The sequence below is a fragment of the Parajatrophihabitans canadensis genome, from assembly GCF_053764775.1.
Genome location: NZ_CM132445.1, coordinates 1690188 through 1716497, shown reverse-complemented (window position 1 = coordinate 1716497; position 26310 = coordinate 1690188). Strand labels below are relative to the sequence as shown.

The 26310-nt window shown below is 63.2% G+C and carries 31 protein-coding genes; 14 read left to right on the top strand and 17 right to left on the bottom strand.

What is annotated here, in order from left to right:
* Positions 1 to 21 precede the first annotated feature (21 nt).
* Positions 22 to 552: a sigma-70 family RNA polymerase sigma factor gene (locus tag ACSMXN_RS08305; RefSeq protein WP_022911383.1), complete on the bottom strand. Its 531-nt coding sequence runs from the start codon at positions 550 to 552 to the stop codon at positions 22 to 24.
* Positions 553 to 735: 183 nt separating this feature from the next.
* Here ACSMXN_RS08305 and ACSMXN_RS08300 point away from each other — a divergent pair, with 183 nt between their 5' ends.
* Both ACSMXN_RS08300 and ACSMXN_RS08295 read left to right on the top strand, forming a co-directional pair.
* The gene (locus ACSMXN_RS08300; RefSeq protein ID WP_022911382.1) at positions 736 to 1131 is read left to right on the top strand and encodes a BlaI/MecI/CopY family transcriptional regulator; all 396 of its coding nucleotides are present in this window, start codon (positions 736 to 738) and stop codon (positions 1129 to 1131) included.
* Positions 1131 to 2243, top strand: coding sequence for a M56 family metallopeptidase (locus ACSMXN_RS08295; RefSeq protein ID WP_022911381.1), 1113 nt, complete (start codon positions 1131 to 1133; stop codon positions 2241 to 2243). The genes ACSMXN_RS08300 and ACSMXN_RS08295 overlap by 1 nt, the downstream gene beginning before the upstream one ends.
* Here ACSMXN_RS08295 and ACSMXN_RS08290 read toward each other — a convergent pair.
* From ACSMXN_RS08290 to ACSMXN_RS08270, 5 genes are all read right to left on the bottom strand, one after another.
* Positions 2191 to 3681: an MFS transporter gene (locus ACSMXN_RS08290; protein WP_022911380.1), complete on the bottom strand. Its 1491-nt coding sequence runs from the start codon at positions 3679 to 3681 to the stop codon at positions 2191 to 2193. The two genes, ACSMXN_RS08295 and ACSMXN_RS08290, sit on opposite strands and share 53 nt — an antisense overlap.
* Before the next feature lie 163 nt (positions 3682 to 3844).
* Positions 3845 to 4711, bottom strand: a complete 867-nt coding sequence (locus ACSMXN_RS08285; protein WP_022911378.1) for a mycofactocin-coupled SDR family oxidoreductase — start codon at positions 4709 to 4711, stop codon at positions 3845 to 3847.
* A gap of 11 nt (positions 4712 to 4722) precedes the next feature.
* Positions 4723 to 5787: a phosphotransferase family protein gene (locus tag ACSMXN_RS08280; protein WP_022911377.1), complete on the bottom strand. Its 1065-nt coding sequence runs from the start codon at positions 5785 to 5787 to the stop codon at positions 4723 to 4725.
* 134 nt (positions 5788 to 5921) lie between these two features.
* Positions 5922 to 7187 carry a Na+/H+ antiporter NhaA gene (nhaA, locus tag ACSMXN_RS08275; RefSeq protein WP_022911376.1) on the bottom strand — a complete coding sequence of 422 codons (1266 nt, stop codon included), beginning with the start codon at positions 7185 to 7187 and terminating at the stop codon, positions 5922 to 5924.
* Between the two features lie 36 nt (positions 7188 to 7223).
* A complete protein-coding gene (locus tag ACSMXN_RS08270) occupies positions 7224 to 7646 on the bottom strand; it encodes a hypothetical protein (RefSeq protein WP_022911375.1) in 423 nt (140 codons plus the stop codon).
* Between the two features lie 310 nt (positions 7647 to 7956).
* Between ACSMXN_RS08270 and ACSMXN_RS08265 the strand changes: the two genes are divergently transcribed.
* Together ACSMXN_RS08265 and ACSMXN_RS08260 are read left to right on the top strand one after the other, a co-directional pair.
* The gene (locus tag ACSMXN_RS08265) at positions 7957 to 9582 is read left to right on the top strand and encodes an APC family permease (RefSeq protein ID WP_022911374.1); all 1626 of its coding nucleotides are present in this window, start codon (positions 7957 to 7959) and stop codon (positions 9580 to 9582) included.
* 37 nt (positions 9583 to 9619) lie between these two features.
* Entirely contained in the window at positions 9620 to 10759 is a 1140-nt protein-coding gene (locus tag ACSMXN_RS08260; protein WP_022911373.1) for a permease, read from the top strand.
* Between the two features lie 66 nt (positions 10760 to 10825).
* Here the strand turns inward: ACSMXN_RS08260 and msrA are convergent, their stop codons facing one another.
* The 4 genes from msrA to ACSMXN_RS08240 all read right to left on the bottom strand — a co-directional run bounded on the left by msrA (position 10826) and on the right by ACSMXN_RS08240 (position 12846).
* Positions 10826 to 11347, bottom strand: coding sequence for a peptide-methionine (S)-S-oxide reductase MsrA (gene msrA / locus ACSMXN_RS08255; RefSeq protein WP_022911372.1), 522 nt, complete (start codon positions 11345 to 11347; stop codon positions 10826 to 10828).
* Positions 11348 to 11349: 2 nt separating this feature from the next.
* Entirely contained in the window at positions 11350 to 11811 is a 462-nt protein-coding gene (msrB, locus tag ACSMXN_RS08250) for a peptide-methionine (R)-S-oxide reductase MsrB (RefSeq protein WP_022911371.1), read from the bottom strand.
* An 81-nt stretch (positions 11812 to 11892) separates the two neighbouring features.
* A complete protein-coding gene (locus ACSMXN_RS08245) occupies positions 11893 to 12402 on the bottom strand; it encodes a methylated-DNA--[protein]-cysteine S-methyltransferase (RefSeq protein WP_022911370.1) in 510 nt (169 codons plus the stop codon).
* Positions 12403 to 12486: 84 nt separating this feature from the next.
* A complete protein-coding gene (locus ACSMXN_RS08240) occupies positions 12487 to 12846 on the bottom strand; it encodes a VOC family protein (RefSeq protein WP_022911369.1) in 360 nt (119 codons plus the stop codon).
* Between the two features lie 172 nt (positions 12847 to 13018).
* Between ACSMXN_RS08240 and ACSMXN_RS08235 the strand changes: the two genes are divergently transcribed.
* Positions 13019 to 13522: a cyclic nucleotide-binding domain-containing protein gene (locus ACSMXN_RS08235; protein WP_022911368.1), complete on the top strand. Its 504-nt coding sequence runs from the start codon at positions 13019 to 13021 to the stop codon at positions 13520 to 13522.
* Positions 13523 to 13543: 21 nt separating this feature from the next.
* Here ACSMXN_RS08235 and ACSMXN_RS08230 read toward each other — a convergent pair whose 3' ends face one another.
* Positions 13544 to 14281 (bottom strand): metallophosphoesterase, encoded by a 738-nt coding sequence (locus tag ACSMXN_RS08230; RefSeq protein ID WP_022911367.1) that lies wholly within the window; start codon positions 14279 to 14281, stop codon positions 13544 to 13546.
* Positions 14282 to 14438: 157 nt separating this feature from the next.
* Here ACSMXN_RS08230 and ACSMXN_RS08225 point away from each other — a divergent pair, with 157 nt between their 5' ends.
* Both ACSMXN_RS08225 and ACSMXN_RS08220 read left to right on the top strand, forming a co-directional pair.
* Complete coding sequence (locus ACSMXN_RS08225) at positions 14439 to 14771, top strand: TfoX/Sxy family protein (RefSeq protein WP_027138944.1); 333 nt, start codon at positions 14439 to 14441, stop codon at positions 14769 to 14771.
* Between the two features lie 197 nt (positions 14772 to 14968).
* Positions 14969 to 16534, top strand: a complete 1566-nt coding sequence (locus ACSMXN_RS08220; protein ID WP_022911365.1) for an MFS transporter — start codon at positions 14969 to 14971, stop codon at positions 16532 to 16534.
* Between the two features lie 37 nt (positions 16535 to 16571).
* Here the strand turns inward: ACSMXN_RS08220 and ACSMXN_RS08215 are convergent, their stop codons facing one another.
* Positions 16572 to 16739 (bottom strand): hypothetical protein, encoded by a 168-nt coding sequence (locus tag ACSMXN_RS08215; RefSeq protein WP_022911364.1) that lies wholly within the window; start codon positions 16737 to 16739, stop codon positions 16572 to 16574.
* A gap of 258 nt (positions 16740 to 16997) precedes the next feature.
* Here ACSMXN_RS08215 and ACSMXN_RS08210 point away from each other — a divergent pair, with 258 nt between their 5' ends.
* Genes ACSMXN_RS08210 through ACSMXN_RS08195 form a run of 4 tightly spaced genes read left to right on the top strand, consistent with a single transcriptional unit; the run spans position 16998 to position 18879 of the window.
* Complete coding sequence (locus tag ACSMXN_RS08210) at positions 16998 to 17768, top strand: hypothetical protein (protein WP_022911363.1); 771 nt, start codon at positions 16998 to 17000, stop codon at positions 17766 to 17768.
* Positions 17768 to 18295 (top strand): hypothetical protein, encoded by a 528-nt coding sequence (locus ACSMXN_RS08205; protein WP_022911362.1) that lies wholly within the window; start codon positions 17768 to 17770, stop codon positions 18293 to 18295. Before ACSMXN_RS08210 ends, ACSMXN_RS08205 begins: the two co-directional genes overlap by 1 nt.
* Before the next feature lie 30 nt (positions 18296 to 18325).
* Entirely contained in the window at positions 18326 to 18544 is a 219-nt protein-coding gene (locus ACSMXN_RS08200; RefSeq protein ID WP_022911361.1) for a hypothetical protein, read from the top strand.
* Positions 18538 to 18879: a hypothetical protein gene (locus ACSMXN_RS08195; RefSeq protein WP_022911360.1), complete on the top strand. Its 342-nt coding sequence runs from the start codon at positions 18538 to 18540 to the stop codon at positions 18877 to 18879. The genes ACSMXN_RS08200 and ACSMXN_RS08195 overlap by 7 nt, the downstream gene beginning before the upstream one ends.
* Before the next feature lie 60 nt (positions 18880 to 18939).
* Here the strand turns inward: ACSMXN_RS08195 and ACSMXN_RS08190 are convergent, their stop codons facing one another.
* The 3 genes from ACSMXN_RS08190 to ACSMXN_RS08180 form a co-directional block, all read right to left on the bottom strand.
* On the bottom strand, positions 18940 to 19803 hold the full coding sequence (locus tag ACSMXN_RS08190) for an exodeoxyribonuclease III (protein WP_022911359.1): 864 nt from the start codon (positions 19801 to 19803) through the stop codon (positions 18940 to 18942).
* A gap of 107 nt (positions 19804 to 19910) precedes the next feature.
* Complete coding sequence (locus ACSMXN_RS08185; protein WP_196811115.1) at positions 19911 to 20066, bottom strand: DUF6131 family protein; 156 nt, start codon at positions 20064 to 20066, stop codon at positions 19911 to 19913.
* Positions 20067 to 20235: 169 nt separating this feature from the next.
* Positions 20236 to 20967: a GAF and ANTAR domain-containing protein gene (locus ACSMXN_RS08180; protein WP_196811114.1), complete on the bottom strand. Its 732-nt coding sequence runs from the start codon at positions 20965 to 20967 to the stop codon at positions 20236 to 20238.
* 171 nt (positions 20968 to 21138) lie between these two features.
* Here ACSMXN_RS08180 and ACSMXN_RS08175 point away from each other — a divergent pair, with 171 nt between their 5' ends.
* Positions 21139 to 22887, top strand: a complete 1749-nt coding sequence (locus tag ACSMXN_RS08175; RefSeq protein WP_022911355.1) for an MOSC and FAD-binding oxidoreductase domain-containing protein — start codon at positions 21139 to 21141, stop codon at positions 22885 to 22887.
* 31 nt (positions 22888 to 22918) lie between these two features.
* Positions 22919 to 23626, top strand: a complete 708-nt coding sequence (gene nth / locus ACSMXN_RS08170; protein WP_022911354.1) for an endonuclease III — start codon at positions 22919 to 22921, stop codon at positions 23624 to 23626.
* On the opposite strand, the gene ACSMXN_RS08165 is transcribed toward nth, so the two are convergent.
* On the bottom strand, positions 23623 to 24348 hold the full coding sequence (locus ACSMXN_RS08165; RefSeq protein ID WP_022911353.1) for an alpha/beta hydrolase: 726 nt from the start codon (positions 24346 to 24348) through the stop codon (positions 23623 to 23625). The two genes, nth and ACSMXN_RS08165, sit on opposite strands and share 4 nt — an antisense overlap.
* Positions 24349 to 24583: 235 nt before the next feature.
* Between ACSMXN_RS08165 and ACSMXN_RS08160 the strand changes: the two genes are divergently transcribed.
* Positions 24584 to 25033 carry a pyridoxamine 5'-phosphate oxidase family protein gene (locus tag ACSMXN_RS08160; RefSeq protein ID WP_022911352.1) on the top strand — a complete coding sequence of 150 codons (450 nt, stop codon included), beginning with the start codon at positions 24584 to 24586 and terminating at the stop codon, positions 25031 to 25033.
* Between the two features lie 85 nt (positions 25034 to 25118).
* On the opposite strand, the gene ACSMXN_RS08155 is transcribed toward ACSMXN_RS08160, so the two are convergent.
* Complete coding sequence (locus ACSMXN_RS08155) at positions 25119 to 26303, bottom strand: RtcB family protein (protein WP_027138942.1); 1185 nt, start codon at positions 26301 to 26303, stop codon at positions 25119 to 25121.
* Between the last annotated feature and the right edge of the window lie 7 nt (positions 26304 to 26310).

Sequence of the window (26310 nt, the reverse complement as noted above, 5' to 3'; positions counted from 1 at the left end):
ATGATGTCGGTCCGCCGGTTCTCAGGCGGCGATGCACAGGTCTAGGTGTCGACGAAGACGGTTGAGGGCGTAGTGCAGTCGGGAGCGCGCCGTGCCCGCGGGCACGCCCAATCGGGCCGCGCTCAAGTGCACGGGTGTCCCCAGAAAGAATGTTTCGATGACGATCTCTCGTTGGGCATCGGGCAGCTGCTGCAGCGCGTCCAACAACATCGCGTGATCCAGCAGTTGGTCGAGGCCGCCGTCAACGACTGGCTCGGTTGACGCGTTGGCCTCGATGAGCACCGGTCGCGCCTTGGCCGCCCGGACAGCATCGATGAGCAATCGGCGAGTCACCTGAAACAACCATGCTCGGGCAGGGCGCTCGTCCTCGATCAGGTTCGGGAAGTTGCGCCAGGCGCGCAGGAACGTCTCCTGCACGATGTCTTCAGCGCGGCCTCGGTCCGCGGTGAAACGTTGGGCGTAGGCGAGCAAGGCCTGGCCGTGTTCTGCGTACAGCGCCCTGAAGGCCTGTTCCGCGTCGAGGGACTCGGTCTGGCTAGAATCGTTCAGCATGACTACTAACACGCTTAGTAGATGACGAACGTTCAATCCCGGCTCCAACTAGCCGCCCTTTTTACAGCGTCGATTGAACGACCCGTCGCTGCTGTCCGTGTTAGTTGGGGTGCAGGTAGTAAAGGGCTCCGATAAGAAGGCGTCCGATAAAGCGAACCTGAGGGTCGTCGGAGAGGGGTTGTCATGACTGAACCGCGTCGGCTGCGACCCTTCGGCGAGCTCGAGGCCGCGATCATGGACTTGCTCTGGGACGCCGGCACACCCCGAGTGGTGCGCGAGGTGGTCAACGAGCTTGGCCCGCAACGATCGTTGGCCTACACGACGGTGATGACTGTGATGGACAACCTGTACCGAAAGGGCTGGCTGGACCGCGAACGCGATGGGCGTGCCTGGCGGTACTCGGCTGCGATCAGCCGGGAAGGCTATGCCGCGCAGCTCATGAACGACGCGCTCTCGGGCAGTTCGGACCGGGCCGGCGCGCTGGCCCGGTTCGTCGAGCAGATCGATGCCGAAGACGCTCAGGCTTTGACTCAAGCGCTGGCCGAGGCGTTGGCCCAACGACGCAACGCGGGCACCTGATGACAGTTGGCGCTGCGCTGCTCGGCTACGCACTGATCCTCGGCGTGCTCGGGCCAATGGCGGCGCGCCATGAGGCTTGGCTTGCTCGCGCGCCGCGACTGGGTGCCATGCTGTTGCTCGCAGCCGCATGGTCGGTGTTGACCGCGCTTTTCTTGGCCGGTTTGACCGTCGCATTGCCCGGCACGGCGCTGTCGAGCGGACTGAGTGAGCTGCTGGGTGCCTGCATCTTGAGGCTGCGGGCCGCCTACGTGACCCCTGGCGGCGCAGCGGTCGCCGGCGCCGGACTTACCCTCTCGACGGCGATCGCCGTCCGAGTCTGCTTGGCGTCGCTGCAGGTTGTCCGGGTGCGGCGGGCCGAACGTCGCCGCCAGCGCACGCTGGTCAGGTTGTGCGGACGAGAGGCGGCAGAGCTAGGCGCGGTCATTCTCGATCAGGCCCAACCGGCCGCGTATTGCCTGGCAGGCCGTTCGAGCACCGTTGTTCTCACCAGCGGCGCCGTCGAATTGCTGACGGGCCCCCAGCTCGCTGCGGTGCTCGCGCACGAGCGGGCCCATCTGGGTGCTCGACATCATCGCTTGCTGGCCAGTGCCGCGTTGGCCGCGCGGACTCTGCCTGAATTGCCACTGATGCGGGGGCTTCCTGCTCAGGTTCGTGGTCTGTTGGAGATGCACGCCGACGAACTCGCGGCGGGCGCTCACGATCCCGAGACTCTTGCCACCGCACTTGTCGCAGTGGCGACCGCCCAGTCCGCCTCGGGAGCCGCCCGGCCCCCGGCGATGGTCTCGTCCGCCACTCTCGCCGCGGCCGATGGCGACACTCTGAACCGAATCCGGCGGCTCCTCCTGCCGCCCGACGCGTTGAGCCCGCGGCGACGCCGGGCAGCGCGGGCGGCAGTACTCGCCTTCGGCCTACTTCCGCTATTGCTCGCTCTGACACCCGCAGCGGTGGCAGCCAATCAGCCTCCGGTGCGTCAGGTGCAGACCGTCCGAACCACCTATACCTCGCAAAACGCGCAGCTCGGGCATGGAGGGCAGGTTCGCCAAACCGCTCGAGACGTCGTTAGTTCGAGCGGTTTGTCAGGAGTGAAGGTTCACCCGTCTCCGTCTCGATGAACGGCTGAGGTTCACTGCCATCGTCAACGGGGGCCGGCGTGTGAGCCGTGAGCGCATGACCGTCACGCATCCGCGTCGAGATCAAGGCGGCAGCCATGGCGCAACCGGCGGTAAGCAGGTACACCAGCACGAAGGGTCCTGTCGTCGTCGAGTTCGCCGCCAGAGCGGTGAACAGGCCAATCCCGACGACCGATCCGATCTGGTTGGAGGTCTGCTGCAAGGAGGTAGCCAGTCCGAAGTCCTCCTCGTGCACGGCGTGACCCATCGCCGAGACCAAACCAGGCTGAGCATGACCGAAGGCCCAGCCGCTCAGCGGTAACGCCAGCCCGATGATGAGCAAGGTCGTCGACGCCGCGCCAGCCGCCATGAGGCACATGATCACCGCCAGCGCGGTGCAGGCATAGATGACGATTCGTCGCTCGCCGTAGCGAACACCTAACCGCCCAGCGACCGGCGCTGCCGCCATGATGAAGGTGGCGCGGGGCACGCTGATCAGCGACGTTGTACCGGCCGAAAGGCCCATAACCGACTGCAACAACAGTGGCGTGATGATGAAGTTGCCCATCCACCCTGCACCGAGCAGAAAGGTCGCCGCACTGACCACCCGGGTGTTACTGGCGGCCAGAACGCGCAGCGGCAGCAGCGGCGAGCGTGCCTTTCGTTCGATGCGTACGAGAGCCCAGACGGCTATCGGGACCAGGGCCAACGCAATGATGGGGACGGCCGAGAGGCCCCACACGCCAAGCCGATTGATGCCGAAGGTGAGGGCGAAGGTAGAGATCGCCAGCGCCGCTGCACCGGCGAAGTCAACCGGGGTGCGAGCGCGGTTCTTCACGTCCCTCGGCAAGATCAGGATCGCCGGGAGAAAGGCCACAAACGAGATTCCAGCCTGGATCAGAAATATCGGCCGCCAACCGACCAAATCGACGAGTGGGCCACCGATGATGACGCCAACCACCGAGGCGCCGGCCAAAGTGCCCGAGGCAAGCGAAGACGCACGCACCCGTTCAGAAGCGGGAAAGGACCGAAACAGGATGGCAAAGGTGCTCGGAACGGTCGCCGCCGCACCTATTTGAGAAATTGTTCGAAACGCGATGAGGCTCGTGGCACTCCAGGCCGCTGCCGTGAGCAGCGAGAAGCTCCCGGCGAGAATCAAGCCGAACAGATACATCCGGCGGTGACCGCGTAGGTCACCGATACGACCCAGCACCGGGGTCGCTACGGCCGCAGCGAGCATCGGTGCCGTGGTGACCCAGGTGATCGTGGTGGGAACGGAATGCAGATTCTCTGCAATGCGCTTTACCGAGATCGTGAGGATCGTGGCCGGGAACGTCGTCGAAAACATGCCGATGAGGCACACCGCGAGGACCCGACGCCTCTGACGTGGATCTACCTCGGCCTGCTGCGGTGGGCCAGACGAGCGGTCACCCGATTGCATCCATCACTCCTCAACCCCGCCCCCGTCATCGAGGCTCACCCCCGATGGCGGCCATCTTGACGAGCACCAGACACATCGTCGTTGGCTGTGGCGCACCTGTGGCATACAGGGTGACGAAGTCCACTCGTGGATCGAGGCGCCAGGCGTCGATAGCGACCGGTCGTCAGGCCATCATGTTGGCGTGTTTGACGAGGGAACCGGCATCGACGCGAATCTGCTGACCGGTGATGTAGCGTGCCTCCTCACTCGCTAGGAACAGCACCAGATTCGAGATGTCAATGGGCTCGATGAACGGAATGGGCATCGCCTGCCACTCGACGAATGCAGGCAGCACATCGTCAAGCGTCGGGTTCTCGAGGTCGGGGCGAAATACCTTGTACAACTCGTCGTTGTGCAGCAGATGCGTGTTGACGTTGGTGGGATGAATAGCGTTGACCCGAATGAACCGCGGCGCCAAATGCAGCGACATCTGCTCGACATATGACACAAGCGTTCGCTTGGCCCAGCTGTAGCCTGCACCGCCGGGACCGAACACCGGGTTGTCAGTGGTGCCTTTCATCAGCCCCGCCGTCGAGCCGGTGACGATGATCGAGCCGAAGTCGGCGATGTGTGGGATCGAAACTGCGACCGCATTCATCACTCCGAGCAAGTCGACGTCAGTGGCGTCGACAAAGTCCATCGCTTTCGCCGTCTCGCCCATGCGCATCGGCATGATGCCCGCGTTTGCGGCGACGATGTCCAGACGGCCGAGCTGCCCGATGCCCTCGGCAACGATCTCGCTCAATTGCGATCTTTCACGCACATCGCCTTGACGCGCGACGATTCGCCGATCGAGTGCTTCGACCAAGCGCCGTGTCTCGTCCAAATCTTCAGGAGTAGACAACGGATACAGGTTTGACTCGATCTGCTTGCAGATATCCACGGCGATGATGTCCGCGCCCTCTTGCGCGAGCCTTATCGCGTGGCTGCGGCCCTGCCCGCGCGCCGCTCCGGTGATGAACGCAACCTTGCCCTCGAGACGACCAGTCATGAAACTTCCTCTCAGGTAGACGAGGGCGCTGGGCCCTTGTAGGTACTGGTCTCGGCAAGTTCAGCCGCACGCTTCATCAGATCGAGCACCACTCGACCGAAGGACACCAATTTCGGATCATCGCCAGCCCGCGCGAACCCCTGTTCAAGGACGATCGCCAGCTTCCAACGCGCCAAAACCGTGTAGTAATCGAAGTCATCGACCTGTCGCCCCGAGACCTCCGAATAATGCTCCAGCAGCTCGGTTCGTCCGGGCATTCCGCTGACATCCATGAATCCCTCGGCTGCCCCCGCGCTGCCGGTGTCCTCCGGCCAGCTCTGCAGCGCCCACGCGAGGTCGAGTTTGGGGTCGCCGACGGTGCCCATCTCCCAATCGATGATTGCGGCTAGCTTGGGCGGCGAGCCATGCTTGAACATCACGTTCGCGAATTGATAGTCGCCATGCATGATGCCCGGGACGAAATCGATCGGACGGTGTGTCTGCAACCACTGCGTCGCTTCGTCGAGGCCGGGGATCTCCCGAGTCTTGACCCGATCGAGAAAGCGCGTCCAGCGCTCCACTTGACGGTCGTGAAAGCCCTCCGGCCGACCGAAGTCCTGAAGTCCCTTAGCCTGCCAATCCACTGCGCCCATCAGAGCGACGCCCTCGATCAGCTCCAATGCCAGCCCGCGACGACCGTCGGGATCGGTGTCGAACGGCGGCGGCCATTGCGAGCTGCCGGCGGGCGACCAACCCTCGACAAAACCCATGATGTAGAAAGGCCGGCCAAGCACGCTCGAGTCAGCGCACACTCCGATCGCCTCGGTGTGTGGCACATCGGTTCCGTCCAGCGCTTCGATAATCCGCCACTCGCGCAGAATGCCCTCGTCGCGGGGCGCCGGCGCCGTCGAGGGCGGTTTGCGTAGCGCACCGCGCAGTACATCACCGCGCCTGATCTCGAAGATCTCGTTCTGGCTGCCGCCGGATACATAGCTCTGGGTGACCGGAAGTCCCTTGCCGGGAAGATCTTGGGTATCGAGCCAGCTGGCAAGCGCCGCTACATCGATCTGCGGGTCAGCGATCGTTTGCTCACTCATGCCTGCACACTCCCTTGTTCTGCCGACAATGCCTGGTCACCCGTAGGAGCGCGGCGTCGCTCGCCCCGCTCAAGTACAATATGATTCTGCATGCACAGAGTCAACATTCTGGCAGAGCGGATTCTTATTCACCGCTACGCGATCGGTTCGTTGTCCTGTTCTGATAACGCGCGACGGTAGGCGCGACTGCGGAAGACCAGCACACCGGACGCGAGGACGGCCGCAAGCAGCGAACCCGCCAGGACGCCGACCTTCATGTGATCGGCACGCAGCGCATTCGACGAGTAGGCAAGTTCGCCGATGAGCAGCGACACCGTGAACCCGATACCGCCGAGGACAGCAACTCCAGCGACATCGCTCCAGGCGAGGTCTTCATTCAACTCGGCGCCGGTGAACCTCGCGGCGAGATACGTCGTTCCAAAGATCCCGATGGATTTGCCCACGACGAGCCCCGCGATGATGCCGACCGCCACCCGGTCACCCAGTGCCGACCGGAGTCCCGACCAGCCGCCAAGCACCACTCCGGCTGAACACAGGGCAAATACGGGCACGGCGACGCCGCTCGACAGTGGCCGGACGCGGTGCTCGAAATGTTCGGCCAACCCGGGCCCGGCTTCTGGGCCGCCTGCCGCTTCGCTGCGAACAACGGGAACGGTGAACGACAGGAGCACGCCCGCGACCGTGGCGTGCACCCCTGAGGCGTGCATCAGCGCCCAGGCCACCACGGCAAGCGGGATCAACAACCACCAGGACCTGATTCTGCGCTGAACCAGCACCCCGAAGATCGCGATCGGCACGAGCGCGAGGACGAAGTAACCCGGTTTCAGGCTCGATGTATAGAAGATTGCGATCACAACGATCGCCAGCAAGTCATCGACAACGGCCAGGGTCAGCAGAAACGTGCGCAGCGCCGTCGGCAGGTGTGTGCTCAGAATCGCAAGCACTGCGACCGCGAAGGCAATGTCCGTTGCCGAGGGGATCGCCCAGCCGCGCAGCGCACCATCGCGCGAGCCAAGGTTGACGGCACTGAATACCAGCGCCGGCACGACCATTCCCCCAACGGCGGCAAGCACCGGCAATGCAGCGCGGCGCACAGTGCTCAAGTCGCCGGCAACGAACTCCCGCTTCACTTCCAGCCCGGCGGCAAAGAAGAAGATCGCCAGCAAACCATCGCCGGCCCACTCAGCGACACTGAGGTGCAGGTGCAGCGACTCCGGGCCGAACTCGTAGTGGACGAACCGGAGATAACTCGTAGAGTGCGGCCAGTTTGCCCATATCAGAGCGGTGAAGGCAGCAATTAGAAGGAGAAACCCGCCGACCGTCTCCTTGCGTAGCAGTGCTCCGATCCGGACACCTTCGCTCGCGGAGGGCCGTCGGAACAGTGTCGTCGGACTAGTCATTCTTGCTCATCGCCGGCATGCTCATCAACGGCGTGCTCATGAACGCACGCGCTCGTCAACCCACGCCGCTATCTCCGAAACGTCCGGGCCTGGCTCGGTAATGTCCTGATGCCACCAAGGTTGTGCTTTCGCCTCGGCGTAGAGCTCCCTATCGCGCGACTCCGACCAGGGGCCGCCGAGAAGCAGGCAACGTCCTGATTCCACATAGACGAACTCGTGGTCGTCGTTCCACCGCCCTTCGACCGCATAGGCGATCAGGTAGCCGTGCGTATCGGCACCGGCTGGCACAGCGAACGTGACGAGCCATCTGGATCGGGCTTGATGGCCCTTCATGCCCATCCCGCTGCCGCGGTACGTCCAGTCGGATTCGCGCTCGAAGCCGTGGACGAGTCCGTCGCCCGCCTCACCGCCAAGGCCGATAGCGGTGGCGAGCTCCTCGACACTCGCGAACTCGTGCATGATGCCCCTCGATCAGATCCGATAGGTGCGCGTGTCGCCTGCTGTCATATTCCCATACTGCAGCACTTCACCTGTGCGGCGAAGGCATGTGCAGCGGCACCTTCCGCGGCGACCAGCGGCGACCAGCGGCGGCAACTGACGACACCTCAACGTCGAACAAGACCTCGAAGCTGCGTTCTTGAGGGACTAGCCGATCGCGGCTGCGTGAATCTTCCTAAGGGCGCCTCCTAGCGCGAAAGGCAAGTGTCTCGCATACTCGGTACGGTTGCGGGGGCAAACAGGCTCCCCATCCCTGGATTAAGGGGTTGCGATGACGAGCGGAACAGCAGCTGCGCCACCACCATCTGCCGGCCCGTCGGCCGCGATTGTCGACAAAGGCCTGAAAGGCGGGGCACTCGGGCTGGCGGCGAGCGTCGTGATCGGGGTCGCCTCGACGGCACCGGCTTACAGTTTGGCCGCGACCCTCGGATTTATTGTCGTCGGTGTCGGGCTGCAATCACCGGTCGTCGTGATCCTGGCGTTCGTCCCGATGCTGTTCACCGCGATCGGCTACTCCGAGCTGAACAAGGTCGACCCGGATTGCGGAACAACATTCACCTGGGCGACGCGCGCCTTTGGCCCCAAAGCCGGCTGGTTGGGCGGCTGGGGAATCCTGGCCGCTGACATTCTCGTCATGGCGAGCCTTGCCCAGGTCGCCGGCCAGTACGTGTTTCTGCTCTTCAACGCCGACGGAATCGGGCACAATCCGACGAGCGGCTGGGTGCTGCTCGTCGGCATCCTGTGGATCGTGCTGATGACCTACATCTGTTTCGTCGGCATCGAGCTGTCCGCCCGACTGCAGCAGGTTTTGCTGACGATCGAGCTGATCATGCTGCTGGTCTTTTCGATCGTTGCACTCGCCAAGGTAGGCAGCGGTCACGGGACGTCCGGTTCCATCGATGTCGCCTGGTCCTGGTTCAATCCGTTCGACATCCCGTCCTTCTCGGTGTTTTTCAGAGGCCTGTTGTTGATGATCTTCATCTACTGGGGCTGGGACTCAGCGGTCTCGGTTAACGAAGAGACCGCCAATCCGACGAGGACGCCAGGGCGGGCAGCGGTAATCTCGACCGTCACGCTAGTGGTCACCTATACGCTGGTCACGCTTGCCGCGCAATCGTTCGCCGGCACCGGCACCGACGGCATCGGGCTGGGTAACGAGGACAACTCAGGCGATGTGCTTTCGGTGCTGGGTAAAGCCGTCTTCGGTAATGGGGGTCTGGGGACCTTCTTGAGTCACCTTTTGATATTGATGGTGCTCACGTCGGCCGCTGCATCGACCCAGACCACCATCTTGCCGACTGCCCGTACCTCTCTGTCGATGGCGGTCTACCGGGCGTTGCCCCGGGTGTTCGCGAAGATCCACCCGAGATACCTCACTCCTTCAGTCTCGACGTTGACGTTCGGCGCCATTTCGATCGTGCTGTACGCCTTGATGAACAGCTCGCACAACCCAACCAGCGTGATCGCCGACGCCGTAACCGCCCTGGGCATGCTGATCGCCTTCTACTACGGCCTTACCGGCTTCGCCTGCGCCTGGTACTTCCGCAAGACGTTACGTGGCAGCCAACGTGACCTATGGATGCGCGGCATCCTGCCAGCACTTGGGGGCGCGATCCTGTTCTTCGCCCTGGCCTGGAGTATGCACGACAACTGGCTCGACCCGAACGCCGAGGGTGCATCGAGTTACACCGTCTGGCAGATGCCGTTCTCGCCGCACTGGAGCATCGGCGGCACGTTCCTCCTCGGCGTCGGAACATTCCTGTTGGGCGTCGTGCTGATGGGGATCTGGCGGATCGTCGCACCGCCGTTCTTCAAAGGCGAAACGCTCAATCGGGACACCCCGACCCTGGTCCCCGACGACCCGACGTTGGACCCAGCTGTCGTCGCGAACACCTAGGACTTCGGCTGTGGGCTGAACTCGCTAGATAGCGCTCGTGACTGACGGCTGGCAGGCGTTGCTGCACGCGCTTAGCGTGATCGGCTCGATGACGTGGCAGATCACGTGGTCGCTGATCCTGGGTTTCGCCTTGTCTGCAATGGTCGAATCGCTTGTCCGCAAGTCGACCATCGCTCGGCTGATGCCCGACCACGGGCCTCGGACTCTCGCCACGGCGGCCGGATTGGGCGCCGCTTCGTCGTCGTGCTCCTACGCCGCCGTGGCGTTGGCCCGCTCGTTGTTTCGTAAGGGAGCTGACTTCGTCGCGGCTATTGCGTTCCAAATCGCCTCGACGAACCTGGTGATCGAGCTCGGCCTGATCCTGGCACTGCTGATGGGCTGGCAATTCACGGCCGCCGAGTTCGTCGGAGGCCCGATCATGATCGTGATCGTTGCAGTGCTGCTAGGACACCTGGCCTCACCTACCTTTCTCAGTGCGGCGCGAACGCAAGCAGACAAGGCGGTACCAGGTTCGATGGAAGGGCACGCTGCGATGGACATGTCCATCGCAGCGCACGGGTCATTCATCCGCCGGCTCGTCAGCAGGGACGGCTTCACGTCCGTCTCGCACAACTTCGTCATGGAGTGGGCGGCGATCTTGCGAGACCTGATCGCCGGCCTGGTCATCGCCGGCTGCGCGGCGGCGTGGATACCCGACGCGTTCTGGCAAAACCTCTTCTTCTCCGGGCACCCGCTGCTTGCCAAGATCTGGGGGCCGCTCATCGGCCCGCTGGTAGCGATCGCCACGTTTGTCTGCTCGATTGGCAACATCCCGCTGGCGGCAGTGCTGTGGAATGGCGGAATCAGCTTCGGCGGCGTGGTGTCCTTCATCTTCGCCGACTTGCTGATCGTTCCGATCCTGTTTATCTACCGCAAGTACTACGGCACGCGGGTGATGTGGACGCTGACCGGCTGCCTTTACCTGGCCGCCGTGGCGGCCGGCTACCTCGTCGAGCTGATCTTCACGGCGCTCGGCCTGATCCCCACCGGAGCACGGCAGGCCAGCGTCGCAGACATGGGGATCTCCTGGAACTACACGACCTGGCTGAACATCATCTTCCTCAGCCTTGCGGCGTTACTGGTCCTACGTTTCGCCACTACCGGTGGAAGGCAGATGCTCGCGATGATGTCCGGCTGAGGCGCAAGCGTGACCCGAGTTTCCGGTTCTCCGTGATCGAGGCGGAAACTCGGGCCGCACTATTCGTTAGGAGACTGCAGTTTCGGTCCGGTGCGGAAGCTTCCAGCCGGGCCGGACGAAGTGACAGGTGTAGCCGTTGGGATAGTGCTCGAGGTAGTCCTGATGCTCAGGCTCGGCCTCCCAGAACGGACCTGCCGCCGCAACCTCGGTGACTACCTTGCCGGGCCACAGCCCTGAGGCGTTGACGTCGGCGATGGTGTCTTCGGCTACCTTCTTCTGCTCATCACTCGTGTAGAAGATGGCCGATCGGTAGCTCAGGCCAACATCGTTACCCTGCCGGTTCTTTGTCGTCGGATCGTGAACCTGGAAGAAGAACTCCAGCAGGTCGCGGTACGACGTCTGCTCCGGGTCGAAAATGATCTCGAGCGCCTCGGCGTGCGTTCCGTGGTTGCGATACGTTGCGTTCGGTGTGTCTCCGCCCGTGTAACCGACCCTGGTGCTCAGTACACCTGGACGGCGCCGGATCAGATCCTGCATCCCCCAGAAGCATCCGCCCGCCAGAACCGCTCTCTCCGTGGTGTTGCTCATCGTTACTCCGTCCCGTCTGTGTCGTCGAACAGGGTGCGGTAGGACCCGTACCCCTCGGTCTCCAGGTCCGCGAGCGGGATGAACCGCAGTGCGGCTGAGTTAAGGCAGTACCGTAACCCGCCGGCGTCTCGTGGGCCATCGTTGAACAGGTGGCCAAGGTGGCTGTCACCGTGCGCCGAGCGCACCTCGATCCGCCGCATGCCGTAACTGTTGTCCGCCTTCTCGACCACGTTGCCCGGCTCGATCGGCACCGTGAAGCTTGGCCAACCCGTCCCGCTGTCGAATTTGTTCACCGAGGCGAAGAGCGGCTCACCTGAGACGATGTCCACGTAGATGCCCGGCTCCTTGTTGTCGCAGTAGGCGTTGTTGAACGCCGGCTCTGTCGCGCTCTCCTGGGTTACCCGGTACTGCTCGGGCGTCAACTGGGAGATGGCTGCTGGGTCCTTGCGATATGTGTCTGTCATTTTTCCTCCTCGCTCTCTACAACACACTCGCTACCGGATTTGGTCCCACCCCATCTGGTCCGTGCCGCCAAACCCCCCGGATCAGAACAAACGGGCCGCAGCGAGCTCTGGCGCCTCGAGATCGAGCAGAAACTGCTTGCGGGTGAGACCGCCTGCATAGCCCGTCAGTTTGCCGCCTTTTCCGACCACGCGGTGGCACGGCACGATGATGGACAGCGGATTCCGCCAGACCGCCTGGCCAACCGTCTGGGCCAGGGCCCGGTCGCCGAGCTCGTCGGCGAGCTCACCGTAGGTGGTCGTCTTACCGAAGGGGATCTCGGCCAGCATCGCCCAGACGCGGCGCTCGAAAGCGTCGCCGATCGCCGCCGTCGGCAGCTCGAAGGACGTGCGCTGCCCGCTGAGGTACTCCCCCAACTGCGTGCCGGCCAACTCCAGCACGGCATCGGCACGGAGGTCGACGCCGGCCCCGAAAGTATCCGGAGCTGGCTTGGTCCAGTGCTGAGGGAAGTAGACGCCGATGAGGGTGTCGTGGTGTGCGACGAGCGTCAGGTCGCCGATCACCGTCGATGCGATCGCGTGGCGGGTGTTCATGGTCTTCGCCCTTCCGTTTGCCGGGAGATTCCGTCACCCAGAAGACGTCCCATCGCGGGTCAACGTGAGGTTCTCGGCTCGCCTTTACGTCACCGGCGCTTGCCGCACTCCGAACAGGTTGCCAAAAGGGTCCTTCAGCTGGCAGAGACGTTCGCCGGTGAAGATCGTTTTCGGGCCACGATGCGCGATTGCGCCCCGGGCAACGAACTGGGCGACGACCTCGTCGACGTCATCGACACCCCAGTAGGCGACGGTGCCGTGCAGCTCGGCCGGTGTGTTGAAGTCATCGCCGAGATGCAGGGTCAGCCGGACGGAACCCACGGCGAACGTGACCAGTTGCGGTTGCACCTCGATCGGTTCGAACCCGAGCAGCTCGGCGTACCACGCACGTGCGGACTGCAGATCGTCGACGAAGTAGAAGACGTTCGTAACCCCACTCAGCATCGCCAACGAACTCCTCTCCAACGAAGCCCCTCAACAACGAAGCCCCTCAACAACGAAGCCCCTCAACAACGAAGCCCCTCTACAAAGAAGATAGTCGTGGCCGATCGGAGCCGCGTGCTGCTCAACACTCGGTCGGCTCGACTCGGGCCCCACGGCAGCGCCACACTGAGCTGTGACCACTAACCAGCAACGGCCACCGGCCGCGGAACTGTTGGCCCTGTCCGCAGATCTGCCGACCGTCTCGATCCAAGCCGGTGAGAAGGTGGTTGAGCAGGGCGTCGCGGCGCCGGCGATTTACGTTCTCGTCCGCGGAAGCCTGGTGATGGACCGCGACGGGACGCCATTCGCCACCGTTGACTACCCGGGGGCGGTCTTCGGTGAGATGTCGACGGTGCTCGCTCGGACGGCGACGGCAACCGTCACGGCGGGTGCGCCCTCGGTGTTGCACGTAGCGGCCGACGTTGATGCGTTTCTGGGTCGACCTGAGGTGGCCCTGGCTGTGCTGCGCTTGACCGCGAACCGTCTCGATGCGATGACTCGCTATCTGGCTGATGTGCGAGGCCAGTACGCGCACCTCGACAACCATCTCGGCATGGTCGGCGGCGTGCTCGAGGCGCTCTTGCATTACCAGGCGCCGGCCGCTCGTCCGGGATCCGCGCGTGATCCGCTCGGGTGATCGATGGGTCAGCCGATCGGGCTACCCCGCTGCGGCATCGAGATCGACCAAGACAGGCTCATCCTCGACGGTCGCGAACCATTGCGCGGTTGCGTGGCCGGTATCGAAGACGATGTGCGGCGGGACGCGCGCCGCGAGGTGGCCCGCGTTGAATACCCAGGTCGCACCCAACCGGTCATACCAGCTGCCGCCAGGAGCCCACGGCGCCTGATGGATGTGCCCGCACATCACTAAGTCCGGTTGATGCTCCTCGATCCATCCAGCGAGGTCACGATCGGGAAAGGACCGACGGCCATCGGAACACAGCACTGTTCCGGCGGGGGGCGAGTGGTAGACCCAGATCCACGAAGCGGGGCGATCAGCGGCGGCCGAGCGCAACTGCACATCGACACCTGTGCGGGTCACCGGACCGTCCCACCATGGGCAGACGGTGATTCTGATCGCACCGAGATCCACGGACTGGCCGTCGGTGTGCAGGGCACCGGTTCGTGGCCGACTCAGCCATGAACTCACCTGCTCGCCGTGTACGCCGGGGCCATCAAGGTCATGGTTGCCCGAGGCTACGAATACCGTCGACAGCTGGGCCAGTCGCCGTAGGTAGGAGGCAACGACAACGATCTGCGCATCGAGCGGCACCGGACTGGCTGTGTCGAGTAGATCGCCGGCAAGCACGAGAGCGTCGTAGTCGGCGGCAACTGCGCAGAGCCAGTCCATTGATGGCAGGCGGTAGTGGATGTCCGAGGTGAGCAAGATCCGCACCGTACAAGAATGACCTACCCGCAAAATGACCTACGAGCAACCGGGTGCGGGTTTATGGTTGCGGTGGCTGGCCGCGACTCGCGGTTTGCGGTTCGCGCGGCTTGCCGAGCCCTGGATACGCGCGCACGTTGTCACACCCCCGCGCAATACTCGGACCATGCCATACGACCACGACTTGGCGAACCAACTCCGCGAGGCACTCCAGGGCGAACAGGGCCTGACGGAGCGGGCAATGTTCGGCGGTATTGCCTTCTTGATAAACGGACATCTGGCGATCAGCGCCAGCAGTCAAGGCGGTCTGCTGCTTCGCGTCGACCCCAGCCAGAGCGAGACGTTGCTGGAGCAACCGCATGCCCAGCGCTTCGTCATGCGAGGACGGCAGCTGGACGGCTGGCTACGTATCGACGGCTCGGGACTCATGACCGACGACGACGTTGGGCGGTGGGTCAGTATCGGCGTCAAGTACGCTCGCAGCTTGCCGCAGAAGTAGTCGAGTCTCGACGACCGTCGCCGCCAGAGCCGCGGCCGGTGCCCAAACCGGAAGTGGCTATCGCACACAAATGAGTACAACCTGTGGCTTCGCTCTCGGGGCAGTTCGGCGGGCAGTTTCAGGAATGTCCTCAGTTTTGAATTTGTTTTGTGTTTCGGGATTATTAAGGCCGTTCTCGTCATAGCCAGGAGAAAGCTTTGTCTGTCCAAACCCCCGCCCCAGCAGGCTCGGCTCAGGCCGAATCGGCAGCCAAGACCACCTCAGCCAAGGCGGCGGCGGCCAAGCGAGCTGCGGATCACAGGTGGCTCATCCTCGTCTTCGTATCCGTTGCACAACTCATGGTCGTGCTGGACTCGACCATCGTGAATATTGCGCTGCCATCGGCACAGCGCGACTTGGGTTTCGCTGACAGCAATCGCCAGTGGATCGTCACGGCGTACGCCTTGACCTTCGGTAGCCTCCTGTTACTCGGTGGCAGGTTTGGTGATTTAGTCGGTCGCAAAAGGGCATTCCTCATCGGCCTCGCGGGTTTCGCCCTTGCCTCAGCAGTGGGCGGTGCGGCCACTTCCTTCGGCGTGCTGGTAACCGCGCGCGCTTTCCAAGGCATGTTCGGCGCGATTCTTGCGCCGGCTGCGTTATCGACACTTGTCACGACGTTTCACTCACCGAAGGATCGCGGCAAGGCATTCGGCGTGTTCGGGTCGGTTGCAGTCGGCGGCGGCGCGGTCGGGCTCATCCTGGGCGGCATCCTGACTGAGTACTTGTCGTGGCGATGGGCGATGTACGTCAACGTGATCTTCGCTGCGGCTGCCGGTATCGGTGCGTACCTGTACATGGTCAACGAACGGTCACCGGTTCGACAACGGATAGACATCCTCGGCGCCGTACTCGCCTCGACTGGCCTCTTCGGCCTCGTCTTCGGCTTCTCCCATGCCGAATCTGCCGGCTGGACGGAAATGACAACGGTCATCTCTTTGGCACTCGGGGTCGCTTTGCTCGCCGGGTTCTTCCTCGCAGAAAAGCGTGTTCGCGCCCCACTGCTCCCGCTGCGGGTGATCACCGATCGCGCCCGTGGTACCGCGTACCTGTCCATTGGCATAGCGGGAATCGCCATGTTCGGGCTGTTCCTCTTCCTCACGTACTACCTGCAACTGGTTCGCGGTTACAGTCCGGTGGCTTCAGGGTTCGCGTTTCTGCCGATGATCGGCTGCATCGTGATCAGCTCGAATACGTCGAACATGGTGACGCTGCCACGATTCGGCCCGCGAATCGTCATCACCACCGGCATGACCCTCGGCTGCCTTGCGCTCGCCTACCTGACCAGAATCGATGTCCACTCCAGCTACGTAACCGGCGTGCTACCGACGCTGCTTTTGATGGGCTTCGCGATGGGCATGGTCATGGCGCCCGCAATGAACACCGCAACCGCTGGAATCGCTCCTCAGGATGCCGGCGTCGCCGCCGCCTTGGCCAGCACGATGCAGCAAGTCGGCGGATCGGTCGGCACCGCAGTACTGAGCACCCTCGCCGCCTCGGCTACCTCGAGTTATCTCGCCGATCATTCCAGCGTTCCGAACGCGGTTGCCGTCGCGGCAACGCACGGCTACATCGTCGCCTTCGCTGTTGGATCGGGACTGTTCCTGGTCGGTGCGATCGCCGCGGTTTCGTTCTTCCCGTCGAAGGCCCGCATCGCAGAGATCCGCGCGGCCGCGGGCGGTAACAGCCCGGCACCGCAAGAACAAGAAGCGAAGTCATCTCTCTGAGGTGATGGCCACCGAAGTGCGGTGACGCACCCTCGTGTTACCCGATTCCCGTGCGTTCACAAAGGATTTCAGCCTCGTACGCCTCGACGAGCTCAACGGCTAGGTCTTCGCGGTCGCGGCCGATCGCATCGTTGACGAGGTAAACAAGCTGTTGGTGCTTCAGCTCGGTATCTGCACTGCGGTTTAGGTAGATCGCAACGGCCATAATGGGTTCCCCCCAATTCAGAGCGGCTCTCGCTGAGCCGCGCTATGTGGCACCCCTCAATGCTGACTCGGCCGGATGTCCAAGAGGTAACCGTAGTTTTGAATCCGGGCTCGCCTTGGATCACACACCGCTAACTTCGCGTTAACAGGTGCCGGCCAGCTAGCCGAGTTCAGCCGTCAGGCTCGGTCTCGGGGGCTGACTCCAGCCGCCGAGACCGCTACTCTTGTGAGATAGCTGATCCCTTGCTGGGGGGCACCCGTGACCGTGCTGTGTGGCTGCCACATTGATGGGCTGTGGGCCATCAATGAGACCGCCAATGCGTGGATCTGGGTGCGTAACCGTGGTTGGCGCAAGCTCGACAACCGTTCACCCGCCGACTGCACCCGGCTGTTGTCGATCGCCGCTATGGCGAAGGAGCGCAACCTGGCGATCTCCGTGCACGAGGAGCAGCGGGGCAGTGATCGCGTCATAACCGAGATGTACGACTTCCCCAACGGCGAGACCGGACCGTTGGAAGAGATCTCGTTCGCCGTGAACGAATGTGTCTACGGCTGGACTGCGGCCTATGCCCAGCGCGGGACGCACATCACCGTACGGATTCGGCTGGTTCCCGATCGCGGAATCTCGGCGGCGACGATGGATTCGTTGCGCGCAACCTGGCAACAAGGCATCGAACAGAAATGGAGCAATCGATTCGGCTGCTGCGATACGAAGGACTGTGATTGCGAATGTGCCCTGACGTTCTCTGTCGAATGGGTCGACAATAACGAGCATCACACCGTTCAGGTATCAGCCGGGGCGTCCCGTAGCGACATGACGCACTGGGATACCGAGGACACCGGAGATGTCGCCTCGCACGAATTCGGCCATATGCTCGGTCACCCCGATGAATACGCCGACAGCGCCTGTCCAAGCCGAAGTCCCGTCAACACCGGGACTGTGATGGACGACAACACCGAGGTCGTCGCACGGCTGGTCACCCCGCTGTGCGATCGACTGTCCGAATCGACCTCGACCTGGGGGTCCTGATGGCTGACGGATCACTCGGGCGCCCAGCGGGCGTTCCGAACCTACCGGGGCGGATAGCCGACGGAATGCGGCAGGCCGCAGCGAACCCGGGCAGCCGGCCGCGAGCATATGTTCAGCTGACGGCGAGCGGCGGCGCGCACAGCGAACGTTACGTCTTCGAGTATCGAGTCGATTCGATGGGAAACGTCTCGTCATCGCTGCACGATGACCTGAAGGACCGGCACCACGAGGCAACTCGCGAACGTAAACGGCAAGCCGATCCTGAAGCGTTTCGACGACTGGTCGATTCCATAGACGTGGACGCGCTGGTGCGCGCTGAGCAGGCGGCGACGGGCTTTCCCCCCGACAGCCTGGTCGGCCGGCTGGAGATCAGCGACGGCGAACAGTCGACGAGCTTCGTCTTTCTCGCCGACGACGTACAAGCAGCCAGGGCTGAGCGGCAACTGAACCAGCCGCTGCGGCACGCCATCGACGCAATCTACCGATCGGCGTCAGCACATCTCGAGGCCGACGACCTGAAGCCCTGACGCCCGCAGACAAAGACCGAGGAGTACACGATGGCATGGCATGACAACGTGAAAGTCGACGCTCTCTGGACGATCAATGAGGCATCCAACGCCTGGGCTTGGATCGACGGTGCGTGGCGGAAATTCGACGACAACCACGAAGACTCGGTTACCAACATGACCATTCTCGCTTCACACGCCAAAGCCGGAGCGCGGAACGTGAACGCTCGGGTGGAAGGCGACCGCTTGAAGGAGATCTACGTATGGTGACATCTGGAGCGTCCTCGCCGGCCGAGTTCACCCAGCGTCAGGTCGATGACCTGGCGCGGGGCAATCACGAACACCTCGCTGCGATCAGGCGAACGCCCACCCGCGAGGTCCCGCCGGATGGGATAGCCGGAGCGCGGCCTGCTGCGCTCTCAGCGAAAGAGATCGAAGCGATCCGCCGAGCTGGGCATCCTTCCGCAGCGGTGGCCAAGCGAATCGGCACCACCGAACGGCCGCAACCAACGCGGGCCGCACGTCCAAGAAAGGGCGCCAACGTCCCTACTTCAAGGCGCGGGGGCAAGGGGTCGAGCTCGCCCGAGCTTCGGCCGCCGCCCTGATTGGCACGACTCGTACCGCAGCAAGGTCCGCGCGAAGGGGTCCATTCGGCCTACTGGCAGTTAGCGGGCCTGCGGCAGCTTTGGGGCTTTGCGCGCACCACGAGGCGCGGACGGCGGCGGAACCATCGGCCCGATGTCGCCGTCCGGTGCAGTATCGAGATCGACGATCACCGGGGCGTGATCGCTCGGGCCGGTTCCCTTGCGGGCCTTGCGATCGATCCACGCTGCTGCAACCCGCTCGGCCACTTCGCCTGAAGCCAGCACCAGGTCGATGCGCATACCGAGGTCTTGGTGGAACATGCCCGCTCGATAGTCCCAGTACGAGAAAACGCGCTCGTTCGGCCAGCGGTCACGCACCACATCGTGTAGCCCGAGCTTCAATAGTTGAGTCAACGCCGCCCGCTCCGGCTCCGTGACATGGGTCTGGCCGATATAAGCCTTTGGATCGAAGACATCGGCGTCGGCGGGGGCGATATTCATATCGCCGCAGACCACCGTCTCGGCGGGACCGCCCGCTACCTGTCTGCGCAGGGCTTCGAGCCAGGCCAGCTTGTATTCGTAGTGGTCCGAGCCTACGGTGCGCCCGTTCGGCACATACAGCGAGTGCACCCGGATACCACCGCACATCGCCGAAATCGCACGGGCTTCGGGGTCTGGGAAACCCGGCGCATCGGGTATGCCACGCACGACCTCATCGAGGCCGACCTTGGACAGCAATGCCACCCCATTCCACTGCGCCTGGCCGTAATAAGCGCCCTGGTAGCCCCGCTGTTGCAGTTCGTCCTGCAGCAGTTCTGAGATGGCTTCGTCGTTCAACTTGGTCTCTTGCAGGCAGACCACGTCGGGTTGGCGCTCGTCCAGCCACGGTAGAAACCTCGGCAACCGCTGCTTGATCGAGTTGACGTTCCAGGTCGCTATTCGCACGCGTCCAACCTAGTGCGCGCGCTGCGGATCGTGCCAGAACCGGGTCAGATCTCAGGCTGGACCGCGTTGGCCGTCGCGCAGCCCAGCCTTCGACAAGAGCTGTGCGACTACCAGTAGTGTCGCCGGCCACCCACCTCCCGGCCCATGGCGCCGAGCAGAAACAAGACGGCTCCGATGACGAGCAAGACAATGCCGATAGTCCACAGGATGGGAATGCTGAACACGAACCCGATAATCAGCAAAACGATACCCAAGATGATCATGACGTCTCCCCAGCGATAGGCGGAACGCTGCCGCAACAGCCAGGAGGGGCCGTCCACGCAAGTGGACAACGCTAGAGCTGAGCAGCGACGCAGTGAACGGACCGCGGGGTCTGGGCGGCGTCAGTGACGGCTAACCAAGTATGCATGTCGGCACCGAGTTCGCCAAGGATCACCGTCGGGCGGCCTCCTCGACTACGCCTGCGGCGACCAACGACAGCTTTTGACGCTCACGCCGAGATCGATCGCGCAACTGCTCGTAGGCTTGGCGAGCAGATATTCCGTGTTGGCCGATCAATACGCCCTTGGCCTGCTCGATTACCGCGCGAGAATCCAGCGCACCTTGCAGCTGCGTCGCCAATTCAGACTTTTCTTCGGCGCGCAACATGCTAGCGATGAGCAACGCTGCCAGATCGGTGAACGCCAACAACGCAAGCTCGCCTTCCGGTGACCACGGGCGAGAATCCTGTGACACGACGCCCACGACGCCAATTGCCTGCTGGTTGAAGGGGATTGGGCTGGCGAGTACGGCACGAACCCCGCGATCGACCGCGGCTGGCCCGAAATGGGGCCAGCGGTCGTCCTTTTCGAGATCCTCCACGCAGATTAGCTGTTTATCGTCATACGCTGCGATGCACGGACCCTCATCGTGTGCCAGCTGTATCTCCTCGAGATGCCGGAATCGGTCATCGGAGACAGCGACACTACGCAGTTGCTGGTCATCGTCAGCCAGCATCAGACCCGCACCGTCAACATCGAATAGCACATGGGTGGTCTGCACGATCCGGTCCATTGCGTCCTGGACCGGCGTCGCGCCGAACCGTAGCTCGCCCAGCTCGCTCATTGCCTGCCGAACGTCGCCAGCCGATATCGCCACTTGTCCCCCAAGGTCCGACCTTCTCATCGTCATCAGAGTATGGGCCGCGCGGAGGCTCGGACACCTCGCGACCCTTTGCACACCTCGCCATCGCTAGGATCGCAACACGGAGTGCAGCGACTGGCTCCGACGTGCCCGCGCGCTCACTAGCCCGCCGGCCGTGGTTCAGCCTGCTCCGTTTCGAGGAGGATCAAAGCGATGGCGTCGCTACTCTCGGTCAACGTGGGTCTCCCCATGGACGTGGACTGGCATGGCGAGACGGTCCATACCGGGATCTGGAAGTCGGCCGTGCCTGGCCCCCGCATGGCACGCCGGCTCAACCTCGACGGTGACGGTCAGGGTGACCTCGCCGGTCACGGCGGCGAGAACCGTGCTGTGTTCGTCTATCAGATCCAGTCCTACGACTACTGGCAACAGCACTTCGGCCGTAACGATTTCGAGTTCGGCCAGTTCGGCGAGAACTTCACGGTCGACGGCCTGCCAGACAGCCAAGTCTGTGTGGGCGATCGCTACCGCATCGGCACTGCGGAATTCGAAGTAACGCAGCCTCGGGTGACATGTTTCCGGGTTGCGATGCGCCTGGGTGTTCCGGACATGCCAAGCCTGCTGGTCAGCCATCACCGCCCGGGTTTCTACTTCCGGGTTATCACCGAGGGAATTGTCGAAGCCGGCGACGAGATCGTCAAGACAGCATCAGGCCCGCAGGAGATCAGCGTGGCCGATATGGATGCCTTGCTGTACCTGCCCGATCGCGATACCGACCTGCTGCGGCGTGCGCTCGAGATTCCCGCGTTGAGCCCCGGTTGGCAGGGATCGTTTCGTGAGCTTGTCGCCGCCGAAAGGTCATCAGCGACTACCGGTACCGCCGGCATCGAGCCGAGCTGGGCCGGATTCCGGCCACTGCGCGTGACTCGGGTCGTGCACGAAAGCAGCACAGTCGACTCCATCTACTTGGCGGCCGAGGACGGGCAGCCGCTACCGGCGGCCTTGGCCGGTCAGTACCTGACGCTCCGCGTTGCGGGCGCGGCCGATCCCCCGCCCGTCCGTAGCTATTCGCTCTCCTCTGCACCCGGAGACGATGTGTATCGGGTTAGCGTAAAACGAGAAACGCAAGGACTGGTCAGCGCCTATCTGCATACACACCTACAGCCGGGCGCTGAGTTGGACGTGGCCGCACCCCGTGGTGACTTCGTGCTGCAGGATGGATCCGAGCCGGTTTTGTTGATCTCCGGCGGAATCGGCGTCACGCCGCTGCTGGCGATGTTGCACCGACTGGTCACTGAGCGATCGGAGCGCGAGGTGTGGTGGGTGCACGCCGCCCGCAGTGTGCGCGAGCATGCCCTTGCTCAGGAAGCACATGATCTACTTGCAGCCCTTCCACATTCCCACGAACACATTTTCTACAGCGCCCGCGACCGCGGCGAGCTCGAAGGGGCCGAGGGGCACGAGCACCTGCACCGCGGACGACTCAGTGCAGCCGAACTGGCGAGGATCAGAACACCAGCCGAGGCGACCGCCTACATCTGCGGGCCAGCCGGATTCATGACCGATGTGCAACAAGCCCTGGCCGGTCTCGGCCTGGATGCTTCGAACGTCCACACTGAATTGTTCGGCACGCTCGGTGCGATCAACCCCGGCATCGTCAATCATCACTTCATCGCTCCCCACCTACCACCCGGCGATCCAGGCACCGGGCCGCTGGTTACCTTCGCCCGCAGCGGCATCTCGGCCAAGTTCGACACGAATCAAGGCAGCGTGTTGGAATTCGCCGAACAGTGTGACGTACCGACTCGGTGGTCCTGCCGCACCGGTGTCTGTCATACCTGTACCACCGGGCTGCTGTCCGGTCAGGTCGCGTATTCGCCGGATCCCCTTGAACCCGCGGTACCGGGTGACGTCCTCATTTGCTGCGCGAGGCCGGTGACAAACCTCGTCCTCGACATGTAAGGCACGCTACCCCGGCAACTAGGAGATCGTTGTGACAAAGTCATTCGCGGCCGAAACCCCGTTGGCCCGGCTGCGCCGCGCCCGCAAGATCAATCAGCGGCTGGGCGATCGATATCCCGATGCGCACTCCGAACTCGATTTCAACAACGCCCTGGAGCTCTCGGTGGCGACCATTCTTTCGGCGCAGAGCACCGACAAAAAGATCAACGAGATCACGCCGGCGTTGTTCACCAGGTATCCCGATGCCGGTGCCTATGCCGCAGCAGATCGGGCTGAACTCGAGGAGATGATTCATGCCAGCGGATTCTTCCGAGCCAAAGCAAACACCCTGATCAAGCTCGGCCAGCAGCTGACCGAACGCTTCGGCGGTGAGGTGCCCAACCGGCTCGATGAGCTGGTGTCACTGCCCGGGTTTGGTCGCAAGACTGCGAGCGTCGTCCTCGGCAATGCATTCGGCATTCCCGCCCTGGCTGTTGATACCCACGTACTGCGGTTGACTGCGCGGTGGGCCTTTACGACGAATACTGATCCGGTGAAGGTCGAAGCCGATGTCGCAACCTTGATCGCCCGCAAGGACTGGACGGATTTCTCTCAACGAACGACCTGGCACGGGCGGCGGATCTGCCATGCGCGTAAACCCGCTTGCGGTGCCTGCCCGATCGCTGCGCTCTGCCCATCTGCCGGTATCGGCGAGATGGATCCCGTTCGAGCAGCAAAGTTGGTACGGGAGCCGGACTAAGAACGGGTCGCCGCGATTGCCGCCAAGATCAGATCGATGGTCTCGCTCGGATGGCTGATCATCGCCACATGCGAGCTCGTTATCTCGACAGTCTTGGCACCGGATCGAGCCGCCATCGCTCGTTCGGCAATCGGCGGGATTGCCTCGTCGTTGCTGGCCACCAGGTACCAGCTGGGGATCGTTTTCCACCCCGCTGGACCCGAAGGTGTGCTGAGACATGACAGAGCTACTGGCCGCTGGCTCACAGCCATCACCCCCGCCACGGCTTCGGGCACATCGGCGCAGAACAGCGCGTGGAAATGATCGGGATCGATGTACGCGTCGCCATCACCTTCGGACGCGTCTGGATAGGGCCGAACCACGAGGTGGTTGCCCAGCTCGTTCGAGGCGCCGTCGAGCGTGCCCGCGGCGGCCAACGTCTCACCCTCGTCCGGCATGTAGGCCGCGATGTAGACGAGGGCGCGAATGTTGGGAGCGCCCACACTGGCATTGGTGATCACAGAGCCACCGTAAGAATGGCCGACGAGGACGACTGGGCCATCTATGGTGCTCAGGAAGGTGCGCAGGTAATCACCATCGCTGAGCACGCCGCGTAGCGGGTTGGGCGGCGCGTAGGAGTTGAAACCCAACTCGGCCAGGCCTTCGATAACGTCAGACCAGCCCGAAGCGTCCGCGAACGCGCCGTGGATCAGCACGATCGTTGGTTCTGCGTCTGGTTGCATAAGATCATCTCCGCTCGACGGCGAGTGATGCTGGACCGGGTCACCTCATAGGATGGCGCCCCGGCGGCAATCTTGTCGATCGCAGACAGAATTGCTTCGCGAGTGCCTCGAGGCGCACAACTGCAAACTGTGGGGCTATTGACTCTTCAGCGAGGCCGCGCGCACGATGGAGCCTCGGCAGGGCAACGTTCATAGGCCACGTTCATAGGCACACTCGGAAGCGGACCGAGACGCGATGGTGGAACACGTCAGCTGGCAGCTGATCCTGTCACGCCTGTCATCGCAACGCTCGTACTGGCTCTCCACGGTGGCTGGCGACGGCAGCCCGCACGTCGCGCCGATCTGGGGAGCCGTAACCGAAGACGCCTTTTACTTTTATACCGAACGGTCCACCGTCAAGGCTCGCAACCTTGCAAAGGACTCGCGTGTCGCGCTGCACCCGGCCGATGCCGAGGAAGTAGTGATCGTCCATGGCCTTGCGCGCGATCTTGGCTACCCGGGTACTCGCCCGGAGGTCGTTGCGGCGTTTTCTGCGAAGTACACGCGGCCAGGCGATGCGGCTTTCTTACCCATGGCGGACCCAAGCTTCGATGTCTTGTACCTGCTGGTGCCCGATCGCGCCATGCTATGGCAACTAGACGACTACGAGGGAGCCCAGCAGCGCTGGCGATCTGACTCCAGCTGACGCTCTCAGTGCGTTTAAGGGTCAAGCCCACCTCGGCAACTCAGTCGCCGGCACCTGAGTGCGAGCCGAACTTCTCGACTCGCACTCAGTTGCCCTTGACGTTGACGATCTGGCGCAGTTCGTGCACCACGTCGACGAGCGGTTCGGCGTCGCGCATCACGACGTCGATCGGTTTGTATGCCTCAGGGTGCTCGTCGAGAAACGCGTCCGACTCGCCCCACGCGACGCCTGCCATACGTTCGTCCAGATCGGCGCGGGTGAAACGTTTGCGCGCCGCCGTCCGCGAGAAGTTACGCCCGGCACCGTGCGGCGCCGAACAGAGCGAGTCGGCGTTGCCCTTACCTTCCACAACGTATGACCGGTCCCCCATCGACCCGGGGATGAGTCCGAACTCCCCGAGGCGCGCGCTGATCGCTCCCTTGCGTGACAGCCACACGTCGCGGTCGAAGTGACGCTCCTGCACCGTGTAGTTGTGATGACAGCGAACCGGCGCATCCAGCTGTGCCAGGTCGCGCACCACGTCAAACCATTGCAACACTTGGTCGACAACCCGATCCATCATCTCGTCACGGTTGAGCAACGCGAAGTGCTGTGACCAGTTCAGGGCTTCGATATAGGAATCGAACTCCGGCGTTGCCTCAACGAGATAAGCAAGGTCTCGGTGCGGCAATCGCACACCTGCCTCGTTACATTGCGCCTGGGCCGCCTTGATGTGGCTACCTGCAAGGCGATTCCCGACGCCACGCGAGCCCGAGTGCAGAAACATCCACACCCGATCTTCCTCGTCGAGGCTGACCTCGATGAAATGGTTACCCGAACCGAGCGTGCCGAGCTGCTTACGCCAGTGCGGCAACGCCTGCTCGGCCTGGCTGATACCGGGCATCGCCTCGAGCTCGGCGATACGTGTCGCGGCAGTGTCCGTGATGCGGTCATTGGCGGCACCTGCCGACAAGGGAACTGCCTTTGAAATTTGCGAATGCAGCGCGCCGAGCGGGCGACGCTCAGCCCGACGCTCAACGTCGGCTCGTTTGAACTCGGTCCGGACCGCCATCATGCCGCAACCTATGTCCACGCCGACTGCTGCCGGCATGATGGCACCCTGGGTAGGGATAACCGACCCCACGGTGGCGCCGAGTCCGAGGTGGGCGTCGGGCATCAATGCGAGGTGCGGGTAGATGAAGTCCATCGTCGCGCTCTGGCAGGCCTGCGCCCGAGTCTGGTCCTCAAGGATCGAGGCCCAGCTCACGAGCTTGTCTGAAATGCGCTCCATCGTCGCA

Bases quoted from the DNA above. Each gene is read 5' to 3' on its own strand.
- nhaA (WP_022911376.1), bottom strand. From the start codon at position 7,187: ATGACTAGTCCGACGACACTGTTCCGACGGCCCTCCGCGAGCGAAGGT.
- ACSMXN_RS08270 (WP_022911375.1), bottom strand. From the start codon at position 7,646: ATGCACGAGTTCGCGAGTGTCGAGGAGCTCGCCACCGCTATCGGCCTT.
- ACSMXN_RS08180 (WP_196811114.1), bottom strand. From the start codon at position 20,967: ATGAGAAGGTCGGACCTTGGGGGACAAGTGGCGATATCGGCTGGCGAC.
- ACSMXN_RS08265 (WP_022911374.1), top strand. From the start codon at position 7,957: ATGACGAGCGGAACAGCAGCTGCGCCACCACCATCTGCCGGCCCGTCG.
- ACSMXN_RS08195 (WP_022911360.1), top strand. From the start codon at position 18,538: ATGGTGACATCTGGAGCGTCCTCGCCGGCCGAGTTCACCCAGCGTCAG.
- msrA (WP_022911372.1), bottom strand. From the start codon at position 11,347: ATGAGCAACACCACGGAGAGAGCGGTTCTGGCGGGCGGATGCTTCTGG.
- ACSMXN_RS08290 (WP_022911380.1), bottom strand. From the start codon at position 3,681: ATGCAATCGGGTGACCGCTCGTCTGGCCCACCGCAGCAGGCCGAGGTA.
- ACSMXN_RS08245 (WP_022911370.1), bottom strand. From the start codon at position 12,402: ATGAACACCCGCCACGCGATCGCATCGACGGTGATCGGCGACCTGACG.
- ACSMXN_RS08185 (WP_196811115.1), bottom strand. From the start codon at position 20,066: ATGATCATCTTGGGTATCGTTTTGCTGATTATCGGGTTCGTGTTCAGC.
- ACSMXN_RS08205 (WP_022911362.1), top strand. From the start codon at position 17,768: ATGGCTGACGGATCACTCGGGCGCCCAGCGGGCGTTCCGAACCTACCG.
- msrB (WP_022911371.1), bottom strand. From the start codon at position 11,811: ATGACAGACACATATCGCAAGGACCCAGCAGCCATCTCCCAGTTGACG.
- ACSMXN_RS08165 (WP_022911353.1), bottom strand. From the start codon at position 24,348: ATGCAACCAGACGCAGAACCAACGATCGTGCTGATCCACGGCGCGTTC.
- ACSMXN_RS08155 (WP_027138942.1), bottom strand. From the start codon at position 26,303: ATGGAGCGCATTTCAGACAAGCTCGTGAGCTGGGCCTCGATCCTTGAG.
- ACSMXN_RS08240 (WP_022911369.1), bottom strand. From the start codon at position 12,846: ATGCTGAGTGGGGTTACGAACGTCTTCTACTTCGTCGACGATCTGCAG.
- ACSMXN_RS08300 (WP_022911382.1), top strand. From the start codon at position 736: ATGACTGAACCGCGTCGGCTGCGACCCTTCGGCGAGCTCGAGGCCGCG.
- ACSMXN_RS08160 (WP_022911352.1), top strand. From the start codon at position 24,584: ATGGTGGAACACGTCAGCTGGCAGCTGATCCTGTCACGCCTGTCATCG.
- ACSMXN_RS08295 (WP_022911381.1), top strand. From the start codon at position 1,131: ATGACAGTTGGCGCTGCGCTGCTCGGCTACGCACTGATCCTCGGCGTG.
- ACSMXN_RS08305 (WP_022911383.1), bottom strand. From the start codon at position 552: ATGCTGAACGATTCTAGCCAGACCGAGTCCCTCGACGCGGAACAGGCC.
- ACSMXN_RS08280 (WP_022911377.1), bottom strand. From the start codon at position 5,787: ATGAGTGAGCAAACGATCGCTGACCCGCAGATCGATGTAGCGGCGCTT.
- ACSMXN_RS08225 (WP_027138944.1), top strand. From the start codon at position 14,439: ATGCCATACGACCACGACTTGGCGAACCAACTCCGCGAGGCACTCCAG.
- ACSMXN_RS08175 (WP_022911355.1), top strand. From the start codon at position 21,139: ATGGCGTCGCTACTCTCGGTCAACGTGGGTCTCCCCATGGACGTGGAC.
- ACSMXN_RS08200 (WP_022911361.1), top strand. From the start codon at position 18,326: ATGGCATGGCATGACAACGTGAAAGTCGACGCTCTCTGGACGATCAAT.
- ACSMXN_RS08285 (WP_022911378.1), bottom strand. From the start codon at position 4,711: ATGACTGGTCGTCTCGAGGGCAAGGTTGCGTTCATCACCGGAGCGGCG.
- ACSMXN_RS08215 (WP_022911364.1), bottom strand. From the start codon at position 16,739: ATGGCCGTTGCGATCTACCTAAACCGCAGTGCAGATACCGAGCTGAAG.